A 26146-nucleotide genomic window follows, 5' to 3' on the forward strand; every position below is an offset into this window, starting at 1 on the left:
TGATAGAACGTGTGATCAGCACTTGCGTAGCACAATGGAAGGAAATCGTTGTGAGCCAGATGCCCGGCCGGGAAGCCGCTCAGCATGGAAACCGTCTCGACCCATGGTTTGACCATTATGCCGAGCGAGCTCACAACCTGCGCGCCTCTGAAATCCGCGCGTTGTTCTCGGTAGTGTCGCGCCCCGAAGTTGTCTCACTGGCTGGCGGCATGCCCAACCTGAAGGACCTGCCTATTGAGCGCCTGGCTGACTCGGCGCGCGACTTGATCGCACGCAACGGCTCGGTCGCAATGCAATACGGCTCCGGTCAAGGCTGGGAACCGCTGCGCGAACAGATCTGCGACGTCATGTCCTATGACGGCATCGCAGGTGCCGACCCCGATGACGTTGTCATCACCACCGGTTCGCAGCAGGCCCTGGACCTTGTTTCCGAATTGTTCATTGACGAGGGTGACGTTGTCATCGCGGAGTCGCCGTCATATGTGGGAGCCCTTGGTGTGTTTCGTGCGCGTCAGGCCGATGTGGTGCACGTCGACATGGATGCCGATGGCATCATTCCGCAGGCGTTGGAGGATATGATCCACTCTCTGCGTAAGTCTGGAAAGACGATTAAGTTCCTGTATACGATTCCGAACTTCCACAACCCAGCGGGCGTGACGCTGAGCGAGGAACGCCGACCGCACATCGTTGAGATCTGCCAGCGTGAACACGTGCTGATCGTGGAAGATAACCCCTACGGACTGCTCGGCTTCGGGTCAGATCCGCTTCCCGCATTGAAGTCCTACGCACCGGAAGTCGTGGTCTACCTGGGATCGTTTTCCAAGATGTTTGCACCGGGCTTCAGGATCGGATGGGCCTACGCACCCCACGCAATCCGCGACAAACTGGTCCTGGCCAGCGAGTCAGCGATCCTGTGCCCCTCGATGGTGGGTCAGATGGCGATCGGCGGGTACCTGGTTGATTACGACTGGTACAGCCAGGTCAAAACCTTCCGTTCCATGTATCACGAGCGTTGCGACGCAATGATGAAGGCGTTGGCTGAGTACATGCCGGACTGCACGTGGACACATCCTGAGGGCGGCTTCTACACGTGGGTCACGCTGCCCGACGGCCTGAACGCCAAGGCGATGCTGCCGCGCGCGGTGCGAGCCCAGGTCGCTTACGTGGCCGGAACTGCCTTCTACTATGATGGGCGTGGTACCAATCACATGCGATTATCGTTCTGCTACCCCACTCCCGAGGAAATTCGCGAGGGTGTGCGACGTCTGTCCACTGTGGTCAACGCTGAGAAGGAGCTGGTGGACATGTTCGGTGTCGGGTCGGTCCCTGCGAACGCGCACATCGATGTCGAGCCCACACTGCCGACTTCAGATAACTGAATAGGTCCGTGAACCTGCCTGAGCGCACTGTTCACACCACTCACGTTCTTTGACAGATATTGCCACGACTACCTCAGGAGGTATCGACGCTATGACTCGTCAGACAGATCACCCACAGCGGGTCTTGATCATTGCAGGTGGACTTACCCACGAGCGCGACGTGTCCGTGCGGTCGGGCCGCCGCGTGGCATCCACCTTGCATCACCTGGGCCACAAGGTATGCGTGTGCGACCTGGACAGTGAATTGCTGACAGGTATCAAGGATTTTCAGCCCGATGTGATCTGGCCGCTGATTCACGGCTCCCTGGGCGAGGACGGATCCTTGCAGGGCTTGCTCGAAAACCTTGATATTCCCTTCGTCGGGTCGAACTCGGCTCAGGCCATGATGGCGACCAATAAGCCCACAGCCAAGAGCCTGGTTGGTTCATCGGGTTTGAACACTCCCGGATGGGTGACACTCCCTCAGCAACTTTTCCGCCAGGTTGGCGCCTCCGGTGTGCTGGATCCACTGGATCAGACAATGCACTACCCGGCGATCGTGAAGCCGGCTGATGGTGGATCGGCCCTGGGTCTGTCGAAAGTGACCTCGGCTGAGGAGCTGCGGCTGGCGCTGGTTGACGCCTTTGCCTATGGTGAGCGCGTCATGATCGAGAATTTCGTGGAAGGCACCGAAGTTGCCGTCTCTGTTCTTGACCTGGAGAACGGGCCCACGGCCTTGCCGCCTATTGAGATCGTCACCGATGACGGGCGTTACGACTACGATGCCCGCTACACCACGGACAGCACGGAATACTTCGTGCCCGCTCGTCTTGATCAAGAGGTTCTCGATCATGCGCAGGAAACAGCATTGGAGATCCACGCTTTGCTGGGATTGCGTCACCTCTCCCGCATTGACGTGATCGTTGATCCTGCTGGAACTGTGTGGTTCATCGATGCGAATGTGGCACCCGGAATGACAGACACGTCGTTGTTCCCTCAGGCTGCAGATGCGCAGGATTCATTCAGCGCGGTGTGCGACCGCATCGTGCATTTCGTGGCCTCAGATCTGTGAGGTTGTGGTCGGGCGTGCTTTCCGAAGGCGCCCTCGTCACTTCAGCACTTCAGCGAGTGTCTGCAGCTCGTGTCAGCTCGCTGCGACGCATTCGTCGAGCAGGTTGAGGTTGACCAGCGCCTCACGCGCGGTGGCTGGGTCGGTCCACTGAATGGTGTGCATTCCTGCCAGTGTGGCGGCGCGAATATTGGGCTGTCGATCGTCAATGAAGAGAATGTTGTCCGCTGGCACCCCTGAACGGGCGATTGCTTCTTTATAAATGCGTTGTGCCGGCTTGCACACGCCCAGCGGAGCGGAGAATGTGAAGTGGTCGAAGGCCTCAGCCCAGGACAGTTGCGGGAAGCTGTCGGCAATCGCGTGCGGCGCGTTGGACAGGATCCCCAGGTTCATTCCGCGGGCTTTCAGTTCGCATACGAGTTCGAGGGCGTCCGGGTCAGGCAGGTCGAAGCGTGTAATGTCTTCCTGGACGAGAGCGGCGATCGTGGCATCGCTGAGTTCACCCAATCCGCAATCTCCTGCGACGTGGTCCCAGAATTCACGGTCTGAACAGCCAGCATCGTAGGCATCACGGTGGAACCAGATGGAATGATCAACCAGCTTGACGGTGTCTGACGGGGTGGTATCCATATTCATGACCTGAGCCATCTTCGCCGCATCAGGTCGGTGTGTGACAAGCACACCACCAATGTCGAACAATACGGTGCTGATCAGGCACTGCGCATTCCCCATTGCTGCTTAATCTCCTACTGGACCGGTGGACGGACTCACCGCTGGTTGCGCTGGTAGCGTTTCCGGCAGCTCACCCGTATTCGTATCGCTGCTCTGATTGTCTCCGTTTTTCAGATGTAATGGGATAGTTTGTGATCATTCACACCGGCTTCACGAATAGTATCGATCACAGTCTGCGGCGCACGGCCGGTGAATTCACGGGTGCATTCCTCGGCGCCTTGCGCCACCGCATCACATCATCACGGTGTGACAGCGTCATGGCACCATGCCGCTAGCGCATAGCATGACAGCGCGACACCCATATCATCTCTAGTGGTCTAGTCCTCAAGACTCATTAACCCATCCTGAGACGCTTGTTGACAATAAATGTCGGCATCACGATCGCGCACGTGCGGCCCTGTCTATATCTGCGTACGCGTTACCTGGCCTGTGCGCGCAGGACTGCTGCGATGCGTTCCAGGTCCTGTGCGCCGGCAAACTCAATGACGATCTTGCCTTTGGTGCTGCCTTCGTTCACCGTTACACGGGTATCGCACAAATCAGACAGTTCCGCTGCCACGTGGCGCCCCAACTCAGAGAGCTGCTGAGGTTTGCGGATGCGTTGTACCCGTGCAGGCTTAGGCTTGTTGAGCCGAGCGATTTCTTCCGTCGTCCTCACCGAGAGCCCTTCTGCTACAATTCGGTCAGCCAACAGCTCCATTTCATCTGGTGTTGGCAAAGAGAGCAGGGCTCGTGCGTGGCCAGCAGAGATCACGCCCGAAGCAACTTTTCGCTGCACGGCGGGTGGGAGTTTGAGCAATCGCAAGGTGTTGGCAATCTGCGGACGCGATCGTGCAATGCGCCTTGACAGCTCTTCCTGCGTTGCTCCAAAGTCCTCCATCAGCTGAGCATAGGCCGAGGCTTCTTCAAGTGGATTGAGCTGGGCGCGGTGGAGGTTTTCCAGCAGGGCATCTCGCAGAAGGTCTTCATCTTGGGTCCTTCGGATAATGGCGGGAATGGTGTCGACCTCAGCGATTTCAGAGGCGCGCAGACGTCGCTCTCCCATGATGAGTTCATAGCGCGCTTCCGGCTTTTCCTCGATGTATTCACGCAATGTGTCAGGCGTATCAGACGTGATTTCGATGGGTCGAATGACAATCGGCTGCAGCACCCCGACTTCTCGAATCGAAGCGGCCAGTTCATTGAGGTCATCTTCGTCAAAAACGCTCCGAGGCTGACGGGTATTCGGCACAATCCACTGAGTTGGAATCTCAGCAAAGGTCGCACCGGGAACTTCGACCAGGTCAGACTTCTCGTCACCAGTACCTGCGTGACCAGCGTCTGATCTCGGCACTGCTTCTGCGTTATTTGATCCCGAGTTTTCTTTTGGCGCGTGATCTCCGTCAGGTCCTGGCGAATCGGCGGCCGACGGCGATGTTTCACGTGAAACATTCGCAGGTGTTCCTTCAAGGACCTCAGCAAAGAGCCGTGACCTCGACTGACCTTTACGAGGTGACGCACCCTCACCTTTTCGCGACACTGCGCCGTCATCCGATTGTGATTTGCGGGCTGCACCTTTTCTTGTTCCAGCAGATGTTACACGATTCTTTCTCGTTGAATCCTTGTGGGCGCGTTCAGAACCCAAGTTGCGGGACTGACTGGATGCAAATGCGTCCGACGACTCTGACACAACGGTTGTTGAATTCCCCGTACCTTCTGACTCGGGCGTGGTCGTGCCCTTCCGTGTGCGTGCTGTCCGACGTGACGAGCGCGGAGACAACAAATCTCGTTGTGACCCCCCACGAACTGGAGCATGGCTACCCGTATGCTCTGGAAATAAGACATCAAGCGGCCGCGACACCGAATGCGGATTTTCGCTCTGAGAATCTGGAATCAGTGCCGCCAATCCACGTCCCAGTCCTCCGTGCCGACGAGTCGATTTTCCTGAATCGGACGATTGATGTGCAGTGTCTTTCTTCCTGGCCATCGTTCCCAGCGCTTCACTTTCTTCGGTCGTATCGATGCTTTCGATTCTACAGTTCTCTGAGCGCCAACGAATGTTTCACGTGAAACATTGCTGTGAGCACATTCGATTGCAACCTTGTCCACCGTCCAAACAAAGAGCGCTCGATATCACGAGTTGCAGGAGTCCCTATCCACCATCATGTCGGGTTCACATCGCACCTGGTCATCCAACTTCACCGGGCTTTTGTCATCACTGACCAAACGGGCCTCTTCGTGAATGTTTCACGTGAAACATTTCCTGCATTCGCATACAACCTGACTCACTCACAGGCCCGCCACCCGCACAGACACTGGAACTGTAATTATCCTTCACAGGTCACGGCCACGCAAAATGACGCGATCAGTTACTTCTGTGCCCATCGCTGCGTCAACTCAAGCGCCGCCTTGCGGTACGCAATCGCACCGGTCGATCGCGGATCATAGGTTACTGCAGTCTGCGAGTAACTCGGCGCCTCGGAAATGCGAACGGATCGTGGGATGACGGTTGTCAGCGTGATCTCCCCAAAGTGTTCGCGCACTTCAGCTGCAACCTCTTCGCTCAACTTGGTACGTTTATCGACCATCGTCAGCACAATCGTCGAGATCCTCAACCGCGGATTGAGTTCAGATCGAATCCGTTCGATCGTTGACCATAGCTGGGTCAAACCTTCCAGCGCGTAATATTCGGTCTGAATCGGAATCATGACCTCGTCGGCACACACCAGTGCATTGAGCGTTACCAATCCGAGCGACGGGGGACAGTCAATCAGGATGACATCCACGTCACGGTTCACTGACAAGAACTCCGAAACCGCATCGGACAGCAAAAATGCACGACGCGGCAAATCCACCATTTCAATTTCAGCACCCGACAAGTCAATGGTCGATGGGCACACCCGCAAGCCTTCCACATCAGGGCAGTCCTGAATCACGCCTGCCAACGATGCTCCCTCCACCATCACGTCATAGATTGACGGAGTGCCCACGCCATGTTCTGCACCCAACGCCGTCGACGCATTTCCCTGGGCATCAGCATCAATGACCACAACATTCAACCCGCCAAGAGCCAGAGCTGCAGCAAAGTTGACGGCGGACGTCGTCTTTCCAACGCCACCCTTCTGGTTGGCAACGGTCATGACCACAGGGCGCTCTGGCCGCGTGAAGACCGCGTGCTCGAGCATACGAAGATCAGCATAGTTCTGCTGAAGACGCCGCGATAGGGGAGCGTCACCTTGCGTCAATTCGCTCATCTCAGCCTGCCTTCTTCTTGTCTACTCTGTCAGCCGCTGGTTCCGAGGTCACACATCGCGACGGGCAACGACCACATAGGTCGATTCATCTTCCATCACCGACGGTACTTCATGAACCTCAGCGAGGAGATGATGGCGCTTCAATTCGTTGCGTGCGTCCTCAACTTCGAGCGCAGCACGACGACCTTTCAACGCCACCAACTGACCATGAGGAGCAATCAGCTTGGACGTCATTCGCACGAGCTTCGACATTTTCGCCACCGCACGAGCCGTCACCACATCAGCACGACCCTTACCGCGCAGATCTTCCGCGCGAGCCTGGTGGATTGTCACATTGTCCAAACCCAGCTCATCGATTGCGTCCGCCAACCATTCACACCGACGCTCCATCGGCTCTGCCAAGTGAACGTCAAGTGATGGTTTACATATGGCAATAACTAGGCCAGGAAATCCCGCGCCTGAACCCACATCAAGCACCTGTCCACGCTTAGGCAGAAAATCCAATACCGCAGCTGAATTCACAATGTGGCGCGACCACAATCGTCCGGCTTCACGCGGTCCGATCAAGCCGCGCATCTCTCCCTCGTCAAGCAGCATGTCGACCAGGTGCTCCAATGCCGAGAAACTGGTACCGAAATACTCGCGCACAGCTTCGGTGGGCTCTTCGGGGATCACCAGGTCAGCGTCGCCGGTGCCGTCAGGTACACTACCGGCCGCAGGCGCCGCATCCTCACTCATCGTCGCGCTCAGCAAGTTCCGAGGTTGCCTCCGCTACATCAGAAGCCGGAGCAACAAAGTCGCCTTCCTGCAATTCCTCCAGAGCGCGCACCTCGTTAACAGATTCGTCATCGCTGTCTGAATCCTCGAAGTCCGCGTCGTCATCAACGTCGTCGCTCTCATCGTCACGCGGATCGGAGATCACGACATAGCGATGTGGATCTGCGCCTTCCGATTCGGAGTGCAGGCCAGCCTCGGCCACCACGTCGTGACACACCTTGCGCTCAAACGGGTTCATCGGTTCAAGCTTTTGCGGCTCACCCGTCGCATTCAGGCGGTTAATGGCCTCTTGTGTCAGCTCACGAAGCTGGACGCGGCGATCGGCACGGAAGCCCGCGATGTCCAGCATCAAGCGTGAGCGTTCGCCCAGCTCGGTTTGTACTGCCAGGCGCGTGAGTTCCTGCAGGGCGTCGAGAACTTCACCGTCCTCACCGACCAGGTTTTCCAGACCAGTCGCGTCGTCAGCCACGATTTCCACCGACGCGCGACCGTTTTCAACGTCGATCTCAATGTCACCGTCAAGATCGGCAATATCGAGCAGTTCCTCCAGGTAATCTGCCGCGACTTCGCCTTCTTCTTCCAGACGTGACAACGTTTCGTCTTTCTTCTCACTCATTGAGATGTCCTTCCGTGGGGCTCCACTTGTTCAGGTGCAGGGGATCGGCGGTGAGTGTCACTGTCGCTGTGTGTCAGTGCCACCACTTTCCGATCATTTTCTCTTCTTCTTCTTGCGTTGGCCTGGGTTGTTGCGTTGACTCTTGCGCTGTGCGCGGCGGCGTTCCACCTCTTCAGGGGTCAGCTCGCTCTTGGCACGGTCGCTCGCCTCGCGGCGAGCTCGCCGATTCTGTTCGGCACGTTCATGCTCGGCAGCCAACTGACGTTCCTTAGCTTCTGCCTGCTTGCGCTGTTCACGACTCATCCGTCGGGGCTGTTCACGCTTCGCAGCCTTCTCCTGGCGCACCACGCTGCGCTCCTTGGCACGGTGGACGCCACGCATCCACGTTTCGTCAGGCAACGTCGTCCACTCCTGCAGCGCCAGGTTACGGTATACGCCCACCACTTCACCCTCACTCATTGATTCAGGGAAGTTGCCGGCTACGCGCTGGCTCCTGGCCTTGCTCTTGATTTCCTTGAGCGATGTTTGGTTCAGCTGTGCGACAGCCTCAGGATCAGATCCGAGTTCCTCACGCTTGCGGTCGTATTCCTCGAAGTAAGGCTTGGCCCACTCCTTGTACCCACGTTCACGCTTGGCCAGCACGTCCTTGTAGGCCGGTGAACCGGGGGTCGGCATCACAGTCATCATCACCATCTGCTGGCCGAAGGTCCACGCGGTGGAGATCGACAGATAGATCATGATGCCCATCTGCACCACAAATGCCGTGAAGACAAACATCAACGGCATCAGGTACATCATCATCTTCTGGGTGCGCATCATCGGGTTTGATGAATCCTGAGCCTGCTGCGGCATGTTGCGTTCCATCGAGATCTTCATCGTCAGGAACTGCAGCACGACCATGAAGATGGCCAAGATGATGAAGACCGCCAGGCCCACACCCGTCGATTCGGTCAAGCGCCCTGACAGTGACACACCTGCCACCGTCGTCCGCTCGATTTCCTGAGCCAGCGCCTGATCGATCGGACCGATGTGGTCGCCAAGATTGAACGTTCCCTGCGCAACGGCACCCGCGTTCCACAGTGCGCGGTACATACCGAACAGAATCGGCATCTGAACCAGCAGCGGCAGACACGAGGCAAAAGGATTCGTCCCGTACTTCTTGTTGAGCGCCTGCATCTCCTCGCTCATCTTGAGACGAGATGCCTGGTCCGTCTTGCCCTTGTACTTTTCCTGAATCTTCTTCATTTCAGGCTGCATGACGGACATCGCTCGCTGCGAACGCAGCTGCTTGACGTACAGAGGCGTAATCAGTGCGCGCACCACAATCGTCAGCACGATGATCGACACGATCCACGCCACACCTGGCCCACCGCTCATTCCGAGCGCCACCAGCAGATCGTGGATCTTTACCCACACCCATGCAATCGCAACGGTAAATGGGTAAATGATCTTGTCAAACCACATGGACATCTCCTTCATGTGTGTCTCGCACAGGCGAATGTGCGCATGTCTCATCGATCGTATCGTGAGTGCACGAGGGCGACTCGTCACAATCGCTAAGCCCCATCACGGGGAAGTCATCGGGGTCCAGATAACCCGCCCAATCGTCAGGCGGAACCCAGGGGGGTGCACTCCACTGGCCTTGAAGCGGCACATGGTCGACACCGCCATTGGACCACGGGTTGCATCGCAGGAGCCGCCATGACGCCAGGATTGTGCCTTTGATGATGCCGTGAACTTCGATCGCACGCACGGCGTAAGCCGAACATGTGGGTGCGTACTTGCATCGTGGTGGCAAACCGGGAGAGATGAAGCGCTGGTAGAAACGTATGGGTGCCAAAGCGATGGTGCGCAGGAGGCTCATTTCTGGCCCCGTTGCTGCTCGCGTTCATCCCACTTGCGCCATGCCCGCGTCAGTGCCCGATCCAGGTTGACGCCCAGTGTGGCCGAGTCCTCACCCAGAGCTCGGTGCCCTGCGCGGACAACAATGCGCGCACCGTCGGGCTGGTCAGCTACTCGCGCGGCCATGAGGTGGCGCAGGCGACGCTTGATGGTGTTGCGTCGTGTTGCCAACGCGACTTCGCGCTTGGGCACGATGAAACCGACGAGGCGCTTGGAAGCATCCTCGTCGGTTCGGCAATGCACCACGACCATCGCATTACCGCTGCGAGAACCATGACGGATTGTCGTTGAAAAATCGGTCGAATCCACCATGCGATGCGCGCGCGGCAACACCGAAGTCTCAGGCAGAAAGACGTGCGCGGCCTTTGCGGCGACGGTTGGAGATCACCGCGCGACCTGCACGTGTCCGCATACGCAAACGGAAACCATGCGTACGGGAACGACGACGGTTACTGGGCTGATAGGTCCTCTTCACCATGACGCTACTCCTTGACGGTGGAACCCCTCGTTCCACTCTTCCTTTATTTCTTTCACCGCGAGTATCCACCGAGTTGTTCTCGCAGGACGATTCACGGCGTGCTCATGCGAGCACAGACAGATTTCAAGCGTAGGGGTTTGACCCAGAGCCGTCAACGCAATCGAGGCCAATTGTCACCGGTTCCACACTCCCAATTTTCGTCCACAACTGTGGACTGGCCCGTGGATAACTTTTTCCACATCCGTGGATTTCCACATGTTATCCACAACGGTGTAATTTACGGATTTTCCGCAGCATCTCTGAATTCGGCTTTGTAACTACACGTGTGTCATTTGCCAGCGTGTTTTCCACAGACCTTTCCCCAACTTGTGGATTACGCTCAGATCGATACAGTGAGTTATCCGGACGTCGTCACAAACTGGTAGCGTTCAAGTGTTGAATGTCACGTCGGTTTCGCAGGTAAGGTAAGAACAGTGAGCAAGTCGTTATCCGATGCGTGGGCAGACGCCCTCGAATCGTTGAAATCCGTTGATTTAGGGCCATTGGCGGCGTCATTCATCAACATGGTGAAACCTCTGGGCGACATCGAAGGCACCATCTTGCTGGCCGTCCCCAACGAATTCACCAAAGGTTTCATTGAGACACGCGTTTCCGACGACGTCACGCAGTCACTGTCCCAGGCACTGGGTCGCAACGTGCGCATCGCTGTCACCATTGACACCTCGCTTGCACCGCTTGAAGACGAGAGCGCATCACCCGACGATGATCATGTTCCACCTTTGCAAACTCCGCGCGACGCCGGAGCCTCGCGCGTGCTCGATGCTGTGAATATCGATTCAACGGAAACCCGGCTCAACCCTCGCTATACGTTCGACACATTCGTCATTGGCCCCTCGAACCGTTTTGCCCATGCGGCGGCAACGGCAGTGGCTGAAGGACCGGCCAAGTCCTATAACCCCCTGTTTATCTACGGTGGGTCAGGACTGGGAAAGACTCACTTGCTGCACGCGATCGGTCACTACGCACTGTCGATGTATCCGCATCTGCGTGTGCGCTACGTCAATTCCGAAGAATTTACGAACGACTTCATTAACGCTATTCGCGAAGACCGCGCGGAGGAATTCCAGCGCCGCTACCGCGAAGTGGACATTCTGTTGGTGGACGACATCCAGTTCATTCAGGGCAAAGAGCAGACCGTCGAGGAGTTCTTCCACACCTTCAACACCCTGCATAACGCTAATAAACAGGTCGTTCTGACTTCGGATCTGCCGCCCAAACAGCTGTCAGGCTTTGAGGACCGGCTGCGTTCGCGCTTCGAGTGGGGTCTGCTCACCGACGTTCAGCCACCGGATCTGGAAACGCGTATCGTCATCTTGCAGAAGAAGGCCGTTGGCGAGGGGATCGAAGTGGATCCGGCTGTGCTGGAGTACATCGCCTCGCGTATTTCGTCGAATATTCGAGAACTCGAGGGTTCGCTGCTGCGCGTGACGGCTTTCGCCAATATCACGCAGCAACGCATTGACTTGCCGCTGGCTGAGATGGTCCTCAAGGACATCATTTCTGATCCCGATGACACCGAGATCACGTCCGCACTGATTATGGGTCAGACCGCGCACTACTTTGATGTCACGCTGGATCAACTGTGTTCAACTGACCGTTCCCGCACGGTGGTGGAAGCACGCCAGATCGCCATGTATCTGTGTCGCGAGTTGACAGATCTTTCATTGCCCAAGATTGGCGCAGCGTTCGGCGGTCGTGACCACACCACGGTGATGCATGCCAATAAGAAGATCACCGAGCAGATGGCGGAAAAGCGTGACATTTTCAACCACGTCACCGAGTTGACCAACCGCATCAAGCAAAAAGCTCGCAATTCGTAAGGATCGCCCGTACCGTTGAGCCACGAATTGACGAAGGGGGCGCGTCCAGCCGCATATTCCTTACTTACCCACCGCTGGGGATAAAACTGTGGATATCCTGTGGGTAATGACAAGAAATTTGTGATTCGATCTGTGGATCGATGCCTGCTCGTTGTGGATGCACGGACCGGTCTTGTGTGAATCCACAATCGGCTCATAAAGTGTCCACATCTCGTGCCCACATTTGTCCACGTAACGAATCGTTGAAATCGCGGGGGTTGACGGGCTTTTCCACACTTTCCACATGTCCTATGACGATGAAGAAAAAGAAATAAAAGATGAAAAAGTGGAAAACTCACAACAAACGATGGGTGGCCGATTAGTGAGTTCGCGAAGAGCTCGACGAAGCTCATCACACGGGTTCGTGGTCAGTTCTGATTTAATCCACATATTTCGCCTTGGGGTCAACTTCTGCATGAGAATCGAGTAGAGTTGGTTCGGTTCATCAAAACAGCTAATGAGTGCTCGCACGGGGAGTTGGAGGGGTACAGAATGAAGTTCACTGTCGCCCGTGACATTTTGTCGGAAGCCGTATCGTGGACTGCCCGAGCGTTGCCGCAACGGCCACCCAGCCCGATTCTGGCAGGTGTCAGACTCAGCGCAGATGCTGAGATCGTCACGCTGTCGTCATTCGACTACGAGGTATCCGCGAACTCGCATATTCCTGCCGAAGTACATGAGCCCGGTGAGGTTCTCGTATCGGGTCGCCTGCTGGCCGACATCTGTAAGTCACTGCCGCAGCGTCCGGTCGATTTCACTGTTGACGGACCGAAAGTGACGATCACCTGCGGATCGTCTCACTTTGTGCTGGCTGTGATGCCACTGGATGAGTACCCGCTGCTGCCCGAACATCCCCAAACACGCGGCACTGTTGATTCTGAAACACTTGCCCAGGCCATCGGCCAGGTCTCGATCGCCGCGTCGCGCGACGACACGTTGCCACTGTTGACGGGTGTGCGTATGGAGTTTGAAGGTGAGCGCATATCGCTGATCGCCACTGACCGCTACCGCCTGGCTGTGCGTGACCTGGAATGGGAACCCAGTGACCCGCAGTTCTCCGATGCGGCACTGGTGAAGGCCCGGATTCTGAGCGACGTGGCCAAGTCCACCGCATCAGGGTCGCGCGTGACGATCGGTCTGTCACGTGAATCCAAGCCAGGAGCATCATCTCTGATTGGTTTTGAGGCATCGGGTCGACGCACCACCTCCACGTTGATGGACGGGGATTACCCGCCGGTATCCCGACTTTTCCCGGAAACCACACCGATTCAGGCTGTATGTGATCGTCACGTGCTGCTTGAAGCGGTCAAGCGTATGGCGCTGGTGGCTGAGCGTAAGACGTCGGTGCGGATGGCATTTTCAGAAGGTCAGGTGGTCCTCGAAGCCGGCCAGGGTGAAAGCGCCCAGGGTTCGGAAGCAATTGAAGCTCAGGTCAACAACGAGATCACCACAGGATTCAACCCGTCGTATCTGATTGAAGGCCTGTCGGTACTGTCGGCCGACTTTGTGCGCTTCGGCTTTACACACCAGTCCAAGCCGGTTGTCATGACTGGTCAAAGTGAACTCGATGGGGGAGAGGACACCAGTTTCCGCTACCTGCTGATGCCCATCCGCTTCGGAGCGTGAGTGTGTGCGTATCTCGCACGTCGCACTTGATGATTTCCGTTCCTACCGTCACCAGGTGTGTGAACTTCCCGCTGGAGTGAGCGTTTTCGTTGGCCACAACGGTCAGGGAAAAACGAATCTTGTTGAGGCCATCGCCTATTTGTCAACGTTTTCGTCTCATCGGGTCGCTGCCGACACGGCACTGGTGCGGGTACCGACCGGCGAGGAGGCTCCTCCTGGTGGTGCCATGATCCGCGTGAAATTGGTGACAGGGGAGCACACGACGTCGCTGAGCGGGGACAACAGTGACAATGCTTCGGATACGTCACAGGCAGGTGAATCCTCCGAAAGGCGCGATCAAGCCGGCAGGCGCGACCAGGTGGTGGAACTGGAAGTGGTGCGCGGAAAAGCCAATCGGGCGCGCCTGAATCGCACCACGCTGGCGGCTAAGAAAATCCTCGGAATGGTCAGGACCGTTGTGTTCGCACCCGAGGATCTGTCCATTGTGCGCGATGCACCGCAGGTCAGGCGCCGTTTCATCGACGAATGCGCGATCCAGCTTCACCCGACGTTCAGCGCCGTTCGTGCAGATTTTGACCGTGTGGCACGCCAACGCGCCGCAGTGCTCAAAGCTGCCAGTGCACGTGTGCGTCGTGGCCAGGTCCCTGACCTATCAACGCTGGAAATCTGGGATGACCAATTCGTGGAACTGTCTGCGCAGGTCACACTTGAGCGCCACCGCGTCGTCACGTTACTGAGTACACCGGCATCTGATGCCTATAGCAGTGTGGCTGACTCGCCTCGAGAATTTTCAGTGGGCCTGGAAGCCTCCGTGTCAGCCTTCAGCGATATCGACGTCACTGACCCGACCGCGCACATTGAGGCATTAAGACAGGCCCTCCAGCATGTTCGAGACGATGAAGTGCGACGCGGTGTGAACCTTGTGGGTGCCCACCGCGACGACCTGGAACTGACTTTGGGACACTTACCCGTTAAAGGCTATGCATCTCACGGCGAATCATGGTCGGCTGCCCTGGCACTTCGCCTGGCATCCTTTGAAGTCCTGAGTGACGAGGGAGAACGGCCAATCCTCATCCTCGATGATGTCTTTGCTGAACTCGATGCGAAGAGGCGTCAAGCCCTTGTCGAGGTCATCAGGCAGGCAGATCAGGTGCTCATTACTGCGGCAGTTGAGAGCGATGTGCCCGATCAGCTGGACGCTCACATTTTTCGCGTCCACTGGGATCCAGAAGATGGCTCGGTGATTGAGCGTGAATGAAAATTCCGGACTGCTTTCTGATGGTGAGCGCACCGATGTGATCGCGCAGGCCACTGCTCGCATGCAGCGTGCCATGCTGGCTCGGGGAGCCACGCGCAGCACTCACCCGCGCGCCGCCGGCTCTTCTGGGCGCACTCAGCGCGATGAGTTCGCCCATGGCGCTCACGCTGGTGCAGGTGACACCGGTGCATCGAACGGTGATGCACACAGTGGTCAGGTCACCCTCGAACCTCGCAATGCACGCGAGGAACTGCGTGCGCGCGCCATGCTGGGACCTCTGTGGGCATTGCGGCATCGAAGCGGGGCTGGGCGCGCCGGGCGTGTGGGACTGGCTTCTGGTCGCTTACGGTGGAATGAACCGCGCTCCATTGGACGTGTCATCAAAAAGACCACGCATGATCGCGGATGGGATTCGTCGACCGCGATGGGGTCCGTTATGGCGCAGTGGCCAGTGATTGTTGGAGACAACGTGGCCCAGCACTGTTCAATCGAAACCTTCAATGACCGCACACTCATTGTGCGCTGTTCATCAACGGCGTGGGCCAAACAGCTCGTGCTGCTTCTGCCGCATATTGAGCGCCGAATTGCCGAAGAAGTCGGTGCCGGAGTGGTCGATCAGGTCATCGTCCGCGGCCCGTCGGCCCCCTCCTGGAACAAGGGCCGATGGTCAGTGAAGGGCAGAGGTGTGCGTGACACGTATGGGTGACCCCTCCCACACTTCACAAGAACCTGTCTTTTCGCAGCTCACGAGTACTTTAGCGTGGCCTACACCAACGTGAAATCAAGTCGAAAAACCCTGTTTTTTGGTAAAATATAAACAGATTATGAGTAGTGTGTCATGTGGACACACGGTCCCGGAATTTTCCGGGAGGGCAGCCAGCCCGCGGTGCACAGCACCATCACAATGAGGGGAGCCGGTGAGTGGCGGACGAAGGGATCAATTCCCAGCCAAATGAGGACCAGGGGCATTACGGGGCATCAGACATCACCGTTCTGGAAGGTTTGGAGGCTGTTCGTAAGCGGCCTGGCATGTATATCGGTTCAACGGGAGAACGCGGCTTGCACCATCTGGTGTATGAAGTGGTCGACAACTCCGTTGACGAAGCTTTGGCTGGATATGCCGACCACATCGAGGTGACGATCCAGGCTGATGGCGGCCTGAAGGTAGTCGACAACGGGCGCGGTATTCCAGTGGATATTCACCCCACCGAGGGGCGACCAACCGTTGAGGTCGTCATGACGATTCTGCACGCCGGAGGCAAGTTCGGAGGCGGCGGGTACGCTGTTTCCGGCGGTCTGCATGGCGTGGGTATTTCCGTCGTGAACGCTCTGTCCACCCGGGTTGATACTGAGGTGCGTCGACAGGGGTACGTGTGGCGGATGTCCTTTGCTGATGGCGGGGCAGTGGTCTCTGAGCTCGAACGTGGCGAGGAAACCGACGAAACGGGCACTACCCAGGTGTTCTATCCAGATCCACAGATCTTCGAGTCCACTGAGTTTGACTTTGAGACGCTGCGTCACCGCTTCCAGCAGATGGCGTTCCTCAATAAGGGGCTGCGCATCACGCTGACCGATGAGCGCCCCTGGGTTCAGGACGAGGGCGACGAGATCACCGGGGATGATGAAGGCCCAGCTGACGATCCTGTTCCAGGGTTCCGCCGCGTGTCCTACATGTATGAACATGGCTTGCGCGACTACGTGGAATTCCTGGATTCGAGCCGCAAGACTGACGTCATTAACTCCGAGATCATTGATTTTGAAGCTGAAAACGATCCGGGCACGATGTCGCTGGAAATTGCGATGCAGTGGACAACGGCGTACTCGTCGAGCCTGCACACCTACGCCAACACGATCAATACGACCGAAGGCGGAACACACGAAGAGGGCTTCCGCACGGCACTGACCACGGTGATCAACCGTTATGCCAAGGAGCGCGGAATCCTCAAGGACAAGGACGAAAACCTGTCCGGTGAAGATGTGCGTGAAGGTCTGACGGCGGTGATCTCCATCAAGCTGACCGAACCGCAGTTCGAAGGCCAGACCAAGACCAAGCTGGGGAACACAGAAGCCCGCACATTCGTCCAGCAGCAGGTCTACCAGCACCTGCAGGACTGGTTCGATGCGCATCCTGCCGACGCCAAGGCGATCATCATGAAAGGTCAGCAGGCTCAGTTGGCGCGCGTCGCGGCACGCAAGGCCCGTGAGGCCACTCGGCGCAAAACCGCCCTGGACACGCTGTCGATGCCGACGAAGTTGCGCGACTGCTCGTCCAAAGATCCCTCGGTGTGTGAAATCTTCATTGTCGAGGGTGACTCGGCAGGTGGTAGTGCCGTCGGTGGGCGCGACCCGGAACACCAGGCGATTTTGCCACTTCGCGGAAAGATCCTGAACGTTGAAAAGGCTCGCCTTGACCGCGCGCTGAACTCTGAGACGATCCAGTCGCTCATCAGCGCCCTGGGCACTGGCATTGGTGAAGAGTTTGACATCAACAAGTTGCGCTACTTCAAGATCGTGCTGATGTCAGATGCTGACGTGGATGGCCAGCACATCGCGACCTTGCTGCTGACGTTCCTGTACCGCTATATGAGACCACTGGTGGAGCAAGGGTACGTGTACCTAGCGACACCTCCGCTGTATCGACTCAAGTGGACGAATGCTCCGCACGAATACGTGTATTCGGACAAGGAGCGTGACGACTGTCTTACTGAAGGGCTCAAGGCCGGTCATCGCCTGCCCAAGCAGGGCGGCATCCAGCGTTACAAGGGCCTGGGTGAGATGAACGACCAGGAATTGTGGGAAACCACGATGGATCCTGCGCACCGAATTTTGAAGCAAGTCGAGGTGGGCGAAGCAGCAGCTGCCGACCAAATCTTCACCCTGCTGATGGGTGATGACGTGGAATCCAGGCGTTCGTTTATTCAACGAAACGCTCAGGATGTGCGATTCATTGACGCCTAGCGCCGCGGCGCAACGACAGTGATCCGACCATCGTCAACAACCTACTGATCAGGGACCAAGGAGAGTTTCATCGTGAGTGACGAGCCCACCACAGAGATTGAATCAACCGCTCCGCACGGACGGATTGATCAAGTCGACCTCGAAATGGAAATGAAGAGGTCGTACCTTGATTACGCCATGTCGGTCATTGTGGGCCGCGCCCTTCCGGACGTGCGAGACGGCCTCAAGCCGGTTCACCGCCGCATCCTGTATGCCATGTACGACGGCGGATACCGCCCCAATGCAGGTTTCTACAAGTGCATGCGCGTCGTCGGTGACGTGTTGGCGCACTACCACCCTCACGGTGACAGCTCCGTGTATGACGCTTTGGCTCGCCTCATCCAGCCGTGGTCAATGCGTTACCCGCTCATTGCCGGTCAGGGTAACTTTGGTTCTCCCGGTAACCTGGGGCCTGCTGCCCCTCGTTATACCGAATGTAAGATGGCGCCCCTGGCGATGGAAATGGTGCGCGACATTGATGAAGACACTGTTGACTTCCAGGACAACTACGATGGGCGCACCCAGGAGCCTACGATCCTGCCGTCGCGTATTCCGAACCTGCTGATCAACGGGTCGGAAGGTATTGCCGTGGGTATGGCCACGCGCATCCCGCCGCATAACCTGCGTGAGGTGGCCGAGGGTGTGCAGTGGGCACTTGAGCATCCTGATGCCACGCGTGAAGAACTGCTGGCAGCTCTCATGGAACGCATCAAGGGCCCGGATTTTCCTTCCGGTGCGACGATCCTGGGTCGCAAGGGCATTGAGGATGCCTACCGCACTGGCCGCGGCTCGATTATTCAGCGCGCCATTGTCGAGGTTGAGGAAATCCATGGCCGCACGTGCCTGGTTGTCAAGGCGCTGCCTTACCAGGTCAACCCCGATAACCTGGTCCAGAAAATTGCCGACATGGTCAAGGCCGGCCAGATCCAGGGTATTGCGGATATCCGTGACGAAACGTCGGGCCGTTCAGGCACGCGCCTGATCATGGTTCTCAAACGCGACGCGGTTGCCAAAGTTGTCCTGAACAACTTGTACAAGCGCACGCAGCTGCAGGACTCGTTCCCGGCGAATATGCTCGCCCTGGTGGACGGCGTGCCGCGCACACTGTCGCTGGATGGATTTATCCGTCACTGGATCAGACACCAGATCGAAGTCATTGAGCGGCGCACTCGCTTCCGTTTGAACAAGGCGCGCGAACGCCTGCACATTCTGGAAGGCTACCTCAAGGCGCTCGATGCCCTCGATGAAGTGATTGCGCTGATTCGTCGCTCTCCAACAGCCGACGATGCGCGCACCGGCCTGATGGACCTGCTCAACATTGATGAAGCGCAGTCTGATGCCATTTTGGCGCTGCAGTTGCGTCGCCTGGCCGCCCTCGAACGTCAGAAGATTCTGGACGAGCACGCACAGTTGCGTGACCATGTGGCCGACCTGGAAGACATCCTGGCCACCCCGCAACGCCAGCGCGACATTGTGTCCACCGAGCTGGCGGAGATTGTCGAGCGCTACGGTGATGAGCGTGTCACCACGATCGTGCCGTACGCGGGCGAAATGTCGATGGAGGACCTCATCCCCGAAGAGGACGTGGTGGTGACCATCACCCGTGACGGTTTCGCCAAACGTACCCGCACCGACAATTACCGTTCGCAAAAACGCGGCGGCAAAGGTGTGCGCGGCACTCAGCTCAAGGGCGATGATGTGGTGGAGCATTTCTTTGTCACAACCACGCACCAGTGGCTGCTGTTCTTCACGAACCTGGGTCGTGTTTACCGCGCGAAAGCGTATGAGATTCCGGAGGGCGGTCGCACCTCCCGCGGTCAGCACGTTGCGAATCTGCTTGCGTTCCAACCCGATGAGCGCATTGCACAGGTCCTGGCTATTCACGACTACGACGAGGCTGACTACCTGGTGCTGGCCACACGGTCCGGTCTGGTGAAGAAAACGCGCCTGTCGGAATACGACAGTGCCAGAACCGGCGGCATTATTGCGATCAACTTGCGTGATGATGACAACGGAGAGCCTGATCAGCAGGTGTCTGCTCAGCTGGTGAACGCTGATGATGATCTGATCCTGGTGTCCCGTAAGGGGCAAGCGGTGCGATTTACTGCCAGCGATGAGCAGCTGCGTCCGATGGGGCGCGGCACGTCGGGTGTGCGCGGCATGAAGTTCCGTGACGGCGATGAGCTGCTGGCGATGGAAGTTGTGCGCGAGGGTGCGGACCTGCTGATCGTCACAGATGGTGGCTACGCGAAGCGCACCCCGTTGAGCGAATATCCTGTGAAGGGTCGCGGCATTTTCGGCGTGCGAGTAGGCAACTTGGTGGATGAACGAGGTGCACTGGTGGGCGCCCTCGTTGTCGACAGTGACGAGAATGTCATGGTGATTACCGAATCCGGTAAACTTGTCCAAATCAACGCGTCCGACGTGCGTGCCACCGGGCGCAACACTATGGGTGTCATTTTCGCTCGCCCGGATGACGATGACCGCATTATTGCGATTACGCGTCACACGGAGGATGACGAAGATGAGGCCGTTGATGAAACCGCCGACGAATCAGCTGCACAAGAGGCTGATGAGCCTGTAGCGTCAAGTGCAGAAACTGAGGAGGACGAGCAATGAGCGATCTTGAAGACCTCGATCAGCCGATCCTGGATGAGGATGTACCGCGCAGAGTCGACCTGTCGGTAGCGCGCGTGGACCCGTGGTCAGTCATGAAGGTTGGTTTCCTGTTGTCCGTGGCGCTGGGGATAGCGTTGGTGTTCGCCACCCTGGTGTTGTGGCTGATGCTCGACTCCATGCACGTTTTCGGCGACATTGAGGAATTCCTCAAGAATCTGAGCGCGGAACGTTTCGTCACGCTCATGGAGTACCTGCATTTGTCGAAGGTGCTGTCCTACGCGACCATTGCGGCGGTGGCCAACGTCATCATGATCACGGCGATGTCGACGCTGGGTGCGTTCCTGTACAACATCATCGCCTCATTGGTGGGCGGGGTGCGCGTGTCCTTGATGGATGAGTAGAGGCGCGAGCGGTGGAAGATGGCGACTGTGGTGTCGGTGAATGTCATAGACGTCACTAGGCTCTCGTTTTGTTGTCGCACCGATGCTCGGGTACGATAGTTCGGTGCCCTTGGGGCGCGGATGGGCCTATAGCTCAGTTGGTTAGAGCGCAGTCCTGATAAGACTGAGGTCGCTGGTTCGAGTCCAGCTAGGCCCACTGTCCACACTCAGCTGAATGGGAGGCGGAGCGGTGAAGAAGGCGATCACGACCATTGCGGCGCTTGCCGGTGCTGCGATAGCGGGGATTGTCGTTCGTCAAATTGCTCAGGACCTGTCCAATAACGCTGATCTGTGGAGGTCCGTCACCGACGAATATGAGCCGGAATCTTCCACCGCTCATTAACGACGGCGACCCGACCCGACCGCTTTCTGGGCGGTTGTCTGGAGCTGTCACCGTCAGGTACGGTAGGAACTCAATAACGGGGCTATGGCGCAGCTGGTAGCGCACCTGCTTTGCAAGCAGGGGGTCGTGGGTTCGAGTCCCACTAGCTCCACCACTGGACGCTCATTGTGATTCACAATGAGCGCTTTTTGTGTCGTGGCGACGAATATTGGGCTAATGCCGGAGTATTGCTGAGTGTACGATATCCGGGTCCAGATTCTGACTCCCTTTGAAAAAAAGGGACCTCATGAGGATGTTGTCACACACAAAGTCCGTGTATCCTGTCATACATTTTTCAAGTGTTAGTTTGTTGTTGGCTCTCCTGCTGATGTGTGGCATCACCCCAGTGACGTGGGCAGATGGTGATGGAAGTGATGCCGCTGCCGCTGATCCTGCTGTGGAATCCAGCGAGCCGGCATCTGATGCCGGTCAGCCGAGCCCGTCACCTGTCGATCCTGAAGCGGCTCCTGCGGAGGCGGCTCATGCCTCAGAAGCTGCTCCGACTTCTGAAGAGGGTGCTCCTGCCCCGGCAGAAGATACTGCTGTTTCAGTCGAACCGAACGATACGTCTGCGCGTGAAGCGGCAGCTCCACCTGCAGAGTCCTCGGAGGCCGCGCCTTACAGTGTCCAGATCACCTTTATGTACGGTGAGAATGTGCAGGCGAAGCAAACCTTCACTGACCCGGAAGCGGTTCTCGGTACGCAGGGTGTACAGACCGATATCAATCAGTGGCCTTTCAGGATGTACTTCCTCGGGTGGTCTCCAGATCCGAAGTTCAAGGATCTTAAGAAATATTCGGAAGACAGTCCGTTCTACTTTGCGAGCCAGAAGGTTGGCGACATTTTCCCAGCCGGAACCGCGCCTCAGACCCTGCACGCTATCTACGTATCCAATACCGACTACGTCGGCCTGGATACCACGTCGATGGCAACCATCAACTGCGGCAAGAGCGGTGAGCAAACAGCGCCTGACTCCGACATCAAGAAATTTGAAGTCGAAGGCGATATGCCAACCACAACCGCTTACTACGACGACCGTACCGATGGTTACTAGGTTTCTTATGAGGCGCAGTTTTCGATGCCTCCGTTCACCTCGATTACTGTCTACAAAGATCCGATAGTAGGTGCGTTGGATAACGGTTCTGACTGGAGTCAGTTGGCGAACAGAACAGCCAAGGCGACCCACGTCGATATGCGCGTCAAGCTCGACGAACGCATCGTGATGCCGGAGCGGATGAAGATCAAGTTCTCCAGCTACACATTCCGTCCGATCGCTGTCTACGCCGCAACGAACGCCGATGGCAGTGAAGTTGCGATGGGGGATAAGGACAATCCCGGCGGGAAATATGGGGTTTCCCTCGTTGCGGATGGCAAGACGGCAATAGACTTCGCAGAAAACAATAATCCAGACACGATCATCGAAATTGTCCCGTGGATGACGAATGCCGCTGGCGAACGTGTTCCCGTCCACGAAATCGTGGTTCGTACTCGTACCCGAACCGGATATGACCAAGCGCCTGGTGGTGACCGCATTCCTGCGACCTATGAGAAGATCGCCAAGATGCAGCGCCTGATGCTTGACGATTCGAGCGCTCCGCTCACTGTCAGCCCAGAAGATGCCCTGAAGATCGCCAATGGCGAAGCAGATCCGATTCAGGTCACTGGAATGCTGAGGGCGTGGTGAAGGCTTCCGTAGTGAACGTCTTTGGACAATCCCTTGGAGGCAAGCTCCTGCTTGGCCCGGTGCAAGCCAACAACGTGGACGTGACATTTGCCTTCAACAAGGTGAGCTTCGATGAGAACACACCTCCTGGTGCTGCTGAAAAAGACCTCGGCACGATCAATGTTGTGCACAAGAAGGGTATTGAGGCTGACTCATTAACTGATCAGAGCATGCCGACATTGCCTGCTTCAATGGAGGTTGACGGTGTCCACTACAAATTCAATGGGTGGAATACTCAACGCGATGGGAAAGGCACGAACTTCACAGGCACTACTCCGGTGACCGAGGACATGACACTATACGCTCAGTGGACGACGCGTGACTCTGAACCTGTTCCCGACCCTCAACCAAAGCCAGGTGTCGACCCGGGAGATTCGGTCCAGCCGAGCTATTCTGCGCGGAAACTTGCCAGCACTGGGTGAGCTGACGGATACGTTCAGATGGCAGCAGGCGTGATGATGCTGCTTGCTGGCAGCGCCATGGTCATCCGACGCCGCAAAGCCTGATCACCAGCTCAATACTGGGTAGTATGCCGAAGGCGAAGGGGTGTGTGACGCCGGCCCTGTTGTCTGACGCACCAGCTCAGAGTTTGCGACTCCAGTATCCGGTAAGGACGAATGCAACGATAAGTTGGAATGCGGCCGCGCATTGAAGAGCGATGAATGCCGGGATACTGAAGGCGCCGACGATGAATGACGCGCCGACGAGTGTCATCGACAGCACGGTGACAATGGGTCTGCCTGAATGAGCGCGAATGGCGGCTTCACGCTCATCAGTTTCACGGATATAGGCTTGCCTCAAGGTACTGTCATTGCGCATTTTGCTGAGGTTGAAACTCATGTAGCCGACGCAGATGAGTTCGAAAACAATTCCTGCTGCGGTGATGATGTTGACGATCGGTGCATCCGGGATGTTTGCGCGCAGTATTAAGTTTCCGAAGAAACTCAATGCGAGGCCGGCGATGACAAAGATCAGAGCCAGGCTGTGGCGCTTCTTGAGTTCTGTGCGGTATTGTTCGAGTTCGTTCATGTTGTTTTCTCCAGGTCTGTGAAGTCGAAAACGTTCTCGATTGTGAGGCCGAAGTAGTGGGCGATTTTGTATGCCAGCGGCAGGGACGCCACGTATTTACCGGTTTCAATTGAGGTGATTGTTTGCCGTGTGACGCCGACTGCCAGAGCAAGGTCTTCCTGTGAAAGCTTGCGTTCTTTGCGTAGTTTCGGGATCTGTGTTCGCATCTTGCTCCTGTCACTGTGAAGCATTCCGACACAAAAAAGACTAGTAAGCTTTGCAAAAACTGTCAAGCGTGCTTTGCAATCTGTGTGGTAGCTCCACGCCCGATGTCACATGCGAAAGCCGCGCAGGAACTCGGGGCGATGCACATGTGAAGCGTGGACGACGAGGTACGACTTCACAGCAGCCCATGAAGTTCGTGACAGTGGCTCCGGCATCAGAGAGAATTGTTCCGGTAGCCGCGCTGTGCCTGCAGGACGGCATCCAACGGAAAATCGGCGGTGAGGCAAATGGCGACGAAGCTGGAACCTGGTGTCGTGAGGATCGCGCACACGCGGTCGGGCGCTGAGGGATCCGACGAGGTAGTTGTTGCTGAGTTCGACACCAAGGGTGTGCTCGTGAGATGGCCACGAACCCTGGATTTAGTTGAGGCTCTCCGCCTGAATGACGACAGTCGGCAAATCCCGGACCCGCTCATTCTGCGGGATGGCGATGGATGGCTCACTCTTGCCGAGGGCTACACCGTGGGTGCGTCTGCGTCGTCTCTTGGGCACTCTCTGGAGCGCCTTCGCTACAGGCGCGCGATCCACTCCGGTGCAAACGGAGTCGATTATGTAGGGGTCAATGGGATGACCTCGGAGATCGACGGATTGGCCAAGTGGGCGAAGCTGGTTCCAGTAACAACGCAACTGATGCTGGGCGAGGAGGGAAAGGACATCGAGGGTGTTTCGATTGTGGCAAAGAACTTGGATTCGTTGTCTCTGGGAGGCCCGCTCGATCTGCAACTGTGCACTTCGTTCCGTTTCAACCCCATGCCGAAGGGCGGCGTCTTCACGATCCCTACCGCTCTGCTGGTGCGAACCCTTAGCACTGAGCTTGAAAGTTGGCAGACGCACCAGCAGACGCATCGGATGATGCAAGACCTCATGTGCCTGGTATACGGCAAGCCTTGCGGATCGCGGCTGATCTCGGTGATGAGGGAAGACGACCAGGAACTGCCGCCGACAGATGAGCGTCGTTTCTGGCGAGACGCATACCAACCGTCTTTCGGTCGGACCGTCGATCCCGACCGCCAGTTGACCGACGATGATAACCCGCTTTTCTTCCTTGACGAGGCCAACGCGGATCTTGTTGCGAAGTGGCTAAATGAGTACTCGTACTGGTCTCGACCGACCTGGATCGCCATGAGTGCCCTGTTCCATCGCACCCTTCCGGTGGAGTCGCAGCTTGTTCACGTTGCCGTGGCGCTCGAAGCATTGGGCTACGCGATCGCCGAAAAAGCCAATCCCGACAAGAAAGTATCGGGAACGTATGAAGCGCTGCTCAAGAACATCTTCGACTTCCTGGGATACGAACCCGACGCTGTTGTTGGCGAGGGCGGCAGCCGTGATTCCTGGTGCAAGGCTTTCAACGAGGCCTACAAAGGAGTCAAACACGCTGACAACGATCTGACGGAAGGACGAGAAGCCTGGGTACGGACGCGGGAGGGCCTAATCCTGATCCGCTGCTGGCTCGCTGCCGCGCTTGGCGTCTCAGAGGAGCTCGTCATGCAGCGACTAGATCAGGGGCGAGTCGGGGCTTGATGCTCTGACAGGCGTCTTCAGCGGCGTCTCTCGACTTCCAGGAGGCGTGGCGCGCTGGTGTGTCGTACTGAGCTGCTCGGCGGGTTTAGTGTCCGGGGTGATCTCTACAATGAGATTGGCCAAGGAACCACGCTTCGGCCAGCCGAGGTACAAACCCGTGGCTTGATTGTATGATTGGGGGCAACTGATGGGCGAAGGTACCCT

24 protein-coding genes, 2 tRNA genes and 2 pseudogenes are annotated in these 26146 nt (G+C 57.1%); 17 read left to right on the forward strand and 11 right to left on the reverse strand.

The window, feature by feature from the left end; all coding sequences use genetic code 11:
* The first annotated feature begins 59 nt into the window (after positions 1-59).
* Complete coding sequence (locus tag AC1EJZ_RS00365; RefSeq protein WP_480293940.1) at positions 60-1379, forward strand: aminotransferase-like domain-containing protein; 1320 nt, start codon at positions 60-62, stop codon at positions 1377-1379.
* A gap of 91 nt (positions 1380-1470) precedes the next feature.
* On the forward strand, positions 1471-2430 hold the full coding sequence (locus tag AC1EJZ_RS00370) for a D-alanine--D-alanine ligase family protein (protein ID WP_480293743.1): 960 nt from the start codon (positions 1471-1473) through the stop codon (positions 2428-2430).
* A gap of 72 nt (positions 2431-2502) precedes the next feature.
* On the opposite strand, the gene AC1EJZ_RS00375 is transcribed toward AC1EJZ_RS00370, so the two are convergent.
* From AC1EJZ_RS00375 to rpmH, 9 genes and pseudogenes are all read right to left on the reverse strand, one after another.
* A complete protein-coding gene (locus tag AC1EJZ_RS00375) occupies positions 2503-3159 on the reverse strand; it encodes an HAD family hydrolase (RefSeq protein ID WP_480293744.1) in 657 nt (218 codons plus the stop codon).
* Positions 3160-3577: 418 nt separating this feature from the next.
* On the reverse strand, positions 3578-4492 hold the full coding sequence (locus AC1EJZ_RS00380) for a ParB/RepB/Spo0J family partition protein (RefSeq protein ID WP_413772595.1): 915 nt from the start codon (positions 4490-4492) through the stop codon (positions 3578-3580).
* Between the two features lie 1015 nt (positions 4493-5507).
* A complete protein-coding gene (locus tag AC1EJZ_RS00385) occupies positions 5508-6392 on the reverse strand; it encodes a ParA family protein (RefSeq protein WP_092649023.1) in 885 nt (294 codons plus the stop codon).
* 48 nt (positions 6393-6440) lie between these two features.
* Positions 6441-7130, reverse strand: coding sequence for a 16S rRNA (guanine(527)-N(7))-methyltransferase RsmG (gene rsmG, locus AC1EJZ_RS00390; protein WP_285015407.1), 690 nt, complete (start codon positions 7128-7130; stop codon positions 6441-6443).
* 151 nt (positions 7131-7281) lie between these two features.
* Positions 7282-7785: pseudogene (locus tag AC1EJZ_RS00395) on the reverse strand (Jag family protein); the annotation flags it as partial.
* A gap of 93 nt (positions 7786-7878) precedes the next feature.
* The gene (yidC, locus tag AC1EJZ_RS00400) at positions 7879-9249 is read right to left on the reverse strand and encodes a membrane protein insertase YidC (protein WP_480293745.1); all 1371 of its coding nucleotides are present in this window, start codon (positions 9247-9249) and stop codon (positions 7879-7881) included.
* Positions 9239-9649: a membrane protein insertion efficiency factor YidD gene (yidD, locus tag AC1EJZ_RS00405; RefSeq protein ID WP_480293746.1), complete on the reverse strand. Its 411-nt coding sequence runs from the start codon at positions 9647-9649 to the stop codon at positions 9239-9241. The genes yidC and yidD overlap by 11 nt, the downstream gene beginning before the upstream one ends.
* Positions 9646-10020 carry a ribonuclease P protein component gene (gene rnpA / locus AC1EJZ_RS00410; protein ID WP_480293747.1) on the reverse strand — a complete coding sequence of 125 codons (375 nt, stop codon included), beginning with the start codon at positions 10018-10020 and terminating at the stop codon, positions 9646-9648. Before rnpA ends, yidD begins: the two co-directional genes overlap by 4 nt.
* A gap of 7 nt (positions 10021-10027) precedes the next feature.
* Complete coding sequence (rpmH, locus tag AC1EJZ_RS00415; protein WP_083314406.1) at positions 10028-10165, reverse strand: 50S ribosomal protein L34; 138 nt, start codon at positions 10163-10165, stop codon at positions 10028-10030.
* Positions 10166-10638: 473 nt separating this feature from the next.
* On the opposite strand from rpmH, the gene dnaA reads away from it, so the two are divergent.
* The 14 genes and pseudogenes from dnaA to AC1EJZ_RS00485 all read left to right on the forward strand — a co-directional run.
* Positions 10639-12045 (forward strand): chromosomal replication initiator protein DnaA, encoded by a 1407-nt coding sequence (dnaA, locus tag AC1EJZ_RS00420; RefSeq protein ID WP_070726077.1) that lies wholly within the window; start codon positions 10639-10641, stop codon positions 12043-12045.
* Between the two features lie 531 nt (positions 12046-12576).
* A complete protein-coding gene (gene dnaN / locus AC1EJZ_RS00425) occupies positions 12577-13710 on the forward strand; it encodes a DNA polymerase III subunit beta (protein ID WP_058237585.1) in 1134 nt (377 codons plus the stop codon).
* 4 nt (positions 13711-13714) lie between these two features.
* Positions 13715-14968 carry a DNA replication/repair protein RecF gene (gene recF, locus AC1EJZ_RS00430; protein WP_480293749.1) on the forward strand — a complete coding sequence of 418 codons (1254 nt, stop codon included), beginning with the start codon at positions 13715-13717 and terminating at the stop codon, positions 14966-14968.
* Positions 14961-15674, forward strand: coding sequence for a DciA family protein (locus tag AC1EJZ_RS00435; protein WP_480293750.1), 714 nt, complete (start codon positions 14961-14963; stop codon positions 15672-15674). Before recF ends, AC1EJZ_RS00435 begins: the two co-directional genes overlap by 8 nt.
* A 215-nt stretch (positions 15675-15889) precedes the next feature.
* On the forward strand, positions 15890-17926 hold the full coding sequence (gene gyrB / locus AC1EJZ_RS00440; protein WP_058237582.1) for a DNA topoisomerase (ATP-hydrolyzing) subunit B: 2037 nt from the start codon (positions 15890-15892) through the stop codon (positions 17924-17926).
* A 72-nt stretch (positions 17927-17998) separates the two neighbouring features.
* Positions 17999-20584: a DNA gyrase subunit A gene (gene gyrA / locus AC1EJZ_RS00445; protein WP_257590334.1), complete on the forward strand. Its 2586-nt coding sequence runs from the start codon at positions 17999-18001 to the stop codon at positions 20582-20584.
* Complete coding sequence (locus AC1EJZ_RS00450) at positions 20581-20985, forward strand: DUF3566 domain-containing protein (RefSeq protein ID WP_070726086.1); 405 nt, start codon at positions 20581-20583, stop codon at positions 20983-20985. The genes gyrA and AC1EJZ_RS00450 overlap by 4 nt, the downstream gene beginning before the upstream one ends.
* A 122-nt stretch (positions 20986-21107) precedes the next feature.
* A tRNA-Ile gene (locus tag AC1EJZ_RS00455) sits at positions 21108-21181 on the forward strand.
* A 33-nt stretch (positions 21182-21214) separates the two neighbouring features.
* Positions 21215-21367: a DLW-39 family protein gene (locus AC1EJZ_RS00460; protein ID WP_227469239.1), complete on the forward strand. Its 153-nt coding sequence runs from the start codon at positions 21215-21217 to the stop codon at positions 21365-21367.
* A gap of 78 nt (positions 21368-21445) precedes the next feature.
* Positions 21446-21521 (forward strand) — tRNA-Ala (locus tag AC1EJZ_RS00465).
* A gap of 213 nt (positions 21522-21734) precedes the next feature.
* Entirely contained in the window at positions 21735-22460 is a 726-nt protein-coding gene (locus AC1EJZ_RS00470) for a hypothetical protein (RefSeq protein ID WP_480293751.1), read from the forward strand.
* 24 nt (positions 22461-22484) lie between these two features.
* Positions 22485-23090, forward strand: coding sequence for a hypothetical protein (locus tag AC1EJZ_RS00475; RefSeq protein WP_480293752.1), 606 nt, complete (start codon positions 22485-22487; stop codon positions 23088-23090).
* 11 nt (positions 23091-23101) lie between these two features.
* A complete protein-coding gene (locus tag AC1EJZ_RS00480; protein ID WP_480293754.1) occupies positions 23102-23551 on the forward strand; it encodes an InlB B-repeat-containing protein in 450 nt (149 codons plus the stop codon).
* A gap of 15 nt (positions 23552-23566) precedes the next feature.
* Positions 23567-23635, forward strand: a pseudogene (locus AC1EJZ_RS00485) (LPXTG cell wall anchor domain-containing protein); the annotation flags it as partial.
* A 76-nt stretch (positions 23636-23711) separates the two neighbouring features.
* Here the strand turns inward: AC1EJZ_RS00485 and AC1EJZ_RS00490 are convergent.
* Both AC1EJZ_RS00490 and AC1EJZ_RS00495 read right to left on the reverse strand, forming a co-directional pair.
* Positions 23712-24158, reverse strand: coding sequence for a hypothetical protein (locus AC1EJZ_RS00490; RefSeq protein WP_092649015.1), 447 nt, complete (start codon positions 24156-24158; stop codon positions 23712-23714).
* Positions 24155-24364, reverse strand: coding sequence for a helix-turn-helix transcriptional regulator (locus tag AC1EJZ_RS00495; RefSeq protein ID WP_092649014.1), 210 nt, complete (start codon positions 24362-24364; stop codon positions 24155-24157). Before AC1EJZ_RS00495 ends, AC1EJZ_RS00490 begins: the two co-directional genes overlap by 4 nt.
* A gap of 285 nt (positions 24365-24649) precedes the next feature.
* Here AC1EJZ_RS00495 and AC1EJZ_RS00500 point away from each other — a divergent pair, with 285 nt between their 5' ends.
* A complete protein-coding gene (locus tag AC1EJZ_RS00500) occupies positions 24650-25942 on the forward strand; it encodes an ApeA N-terminal domain 1-containing protein (RefSeq protein WP_480293755.1) in 1293 nt (430 codons plus the stop codon).
* Positions 25943-26146 lie beyond the last annotated feature (204 nt).

Source organism: Pauljensenia sp. C0170B5, from assembly GCF_056590195.1.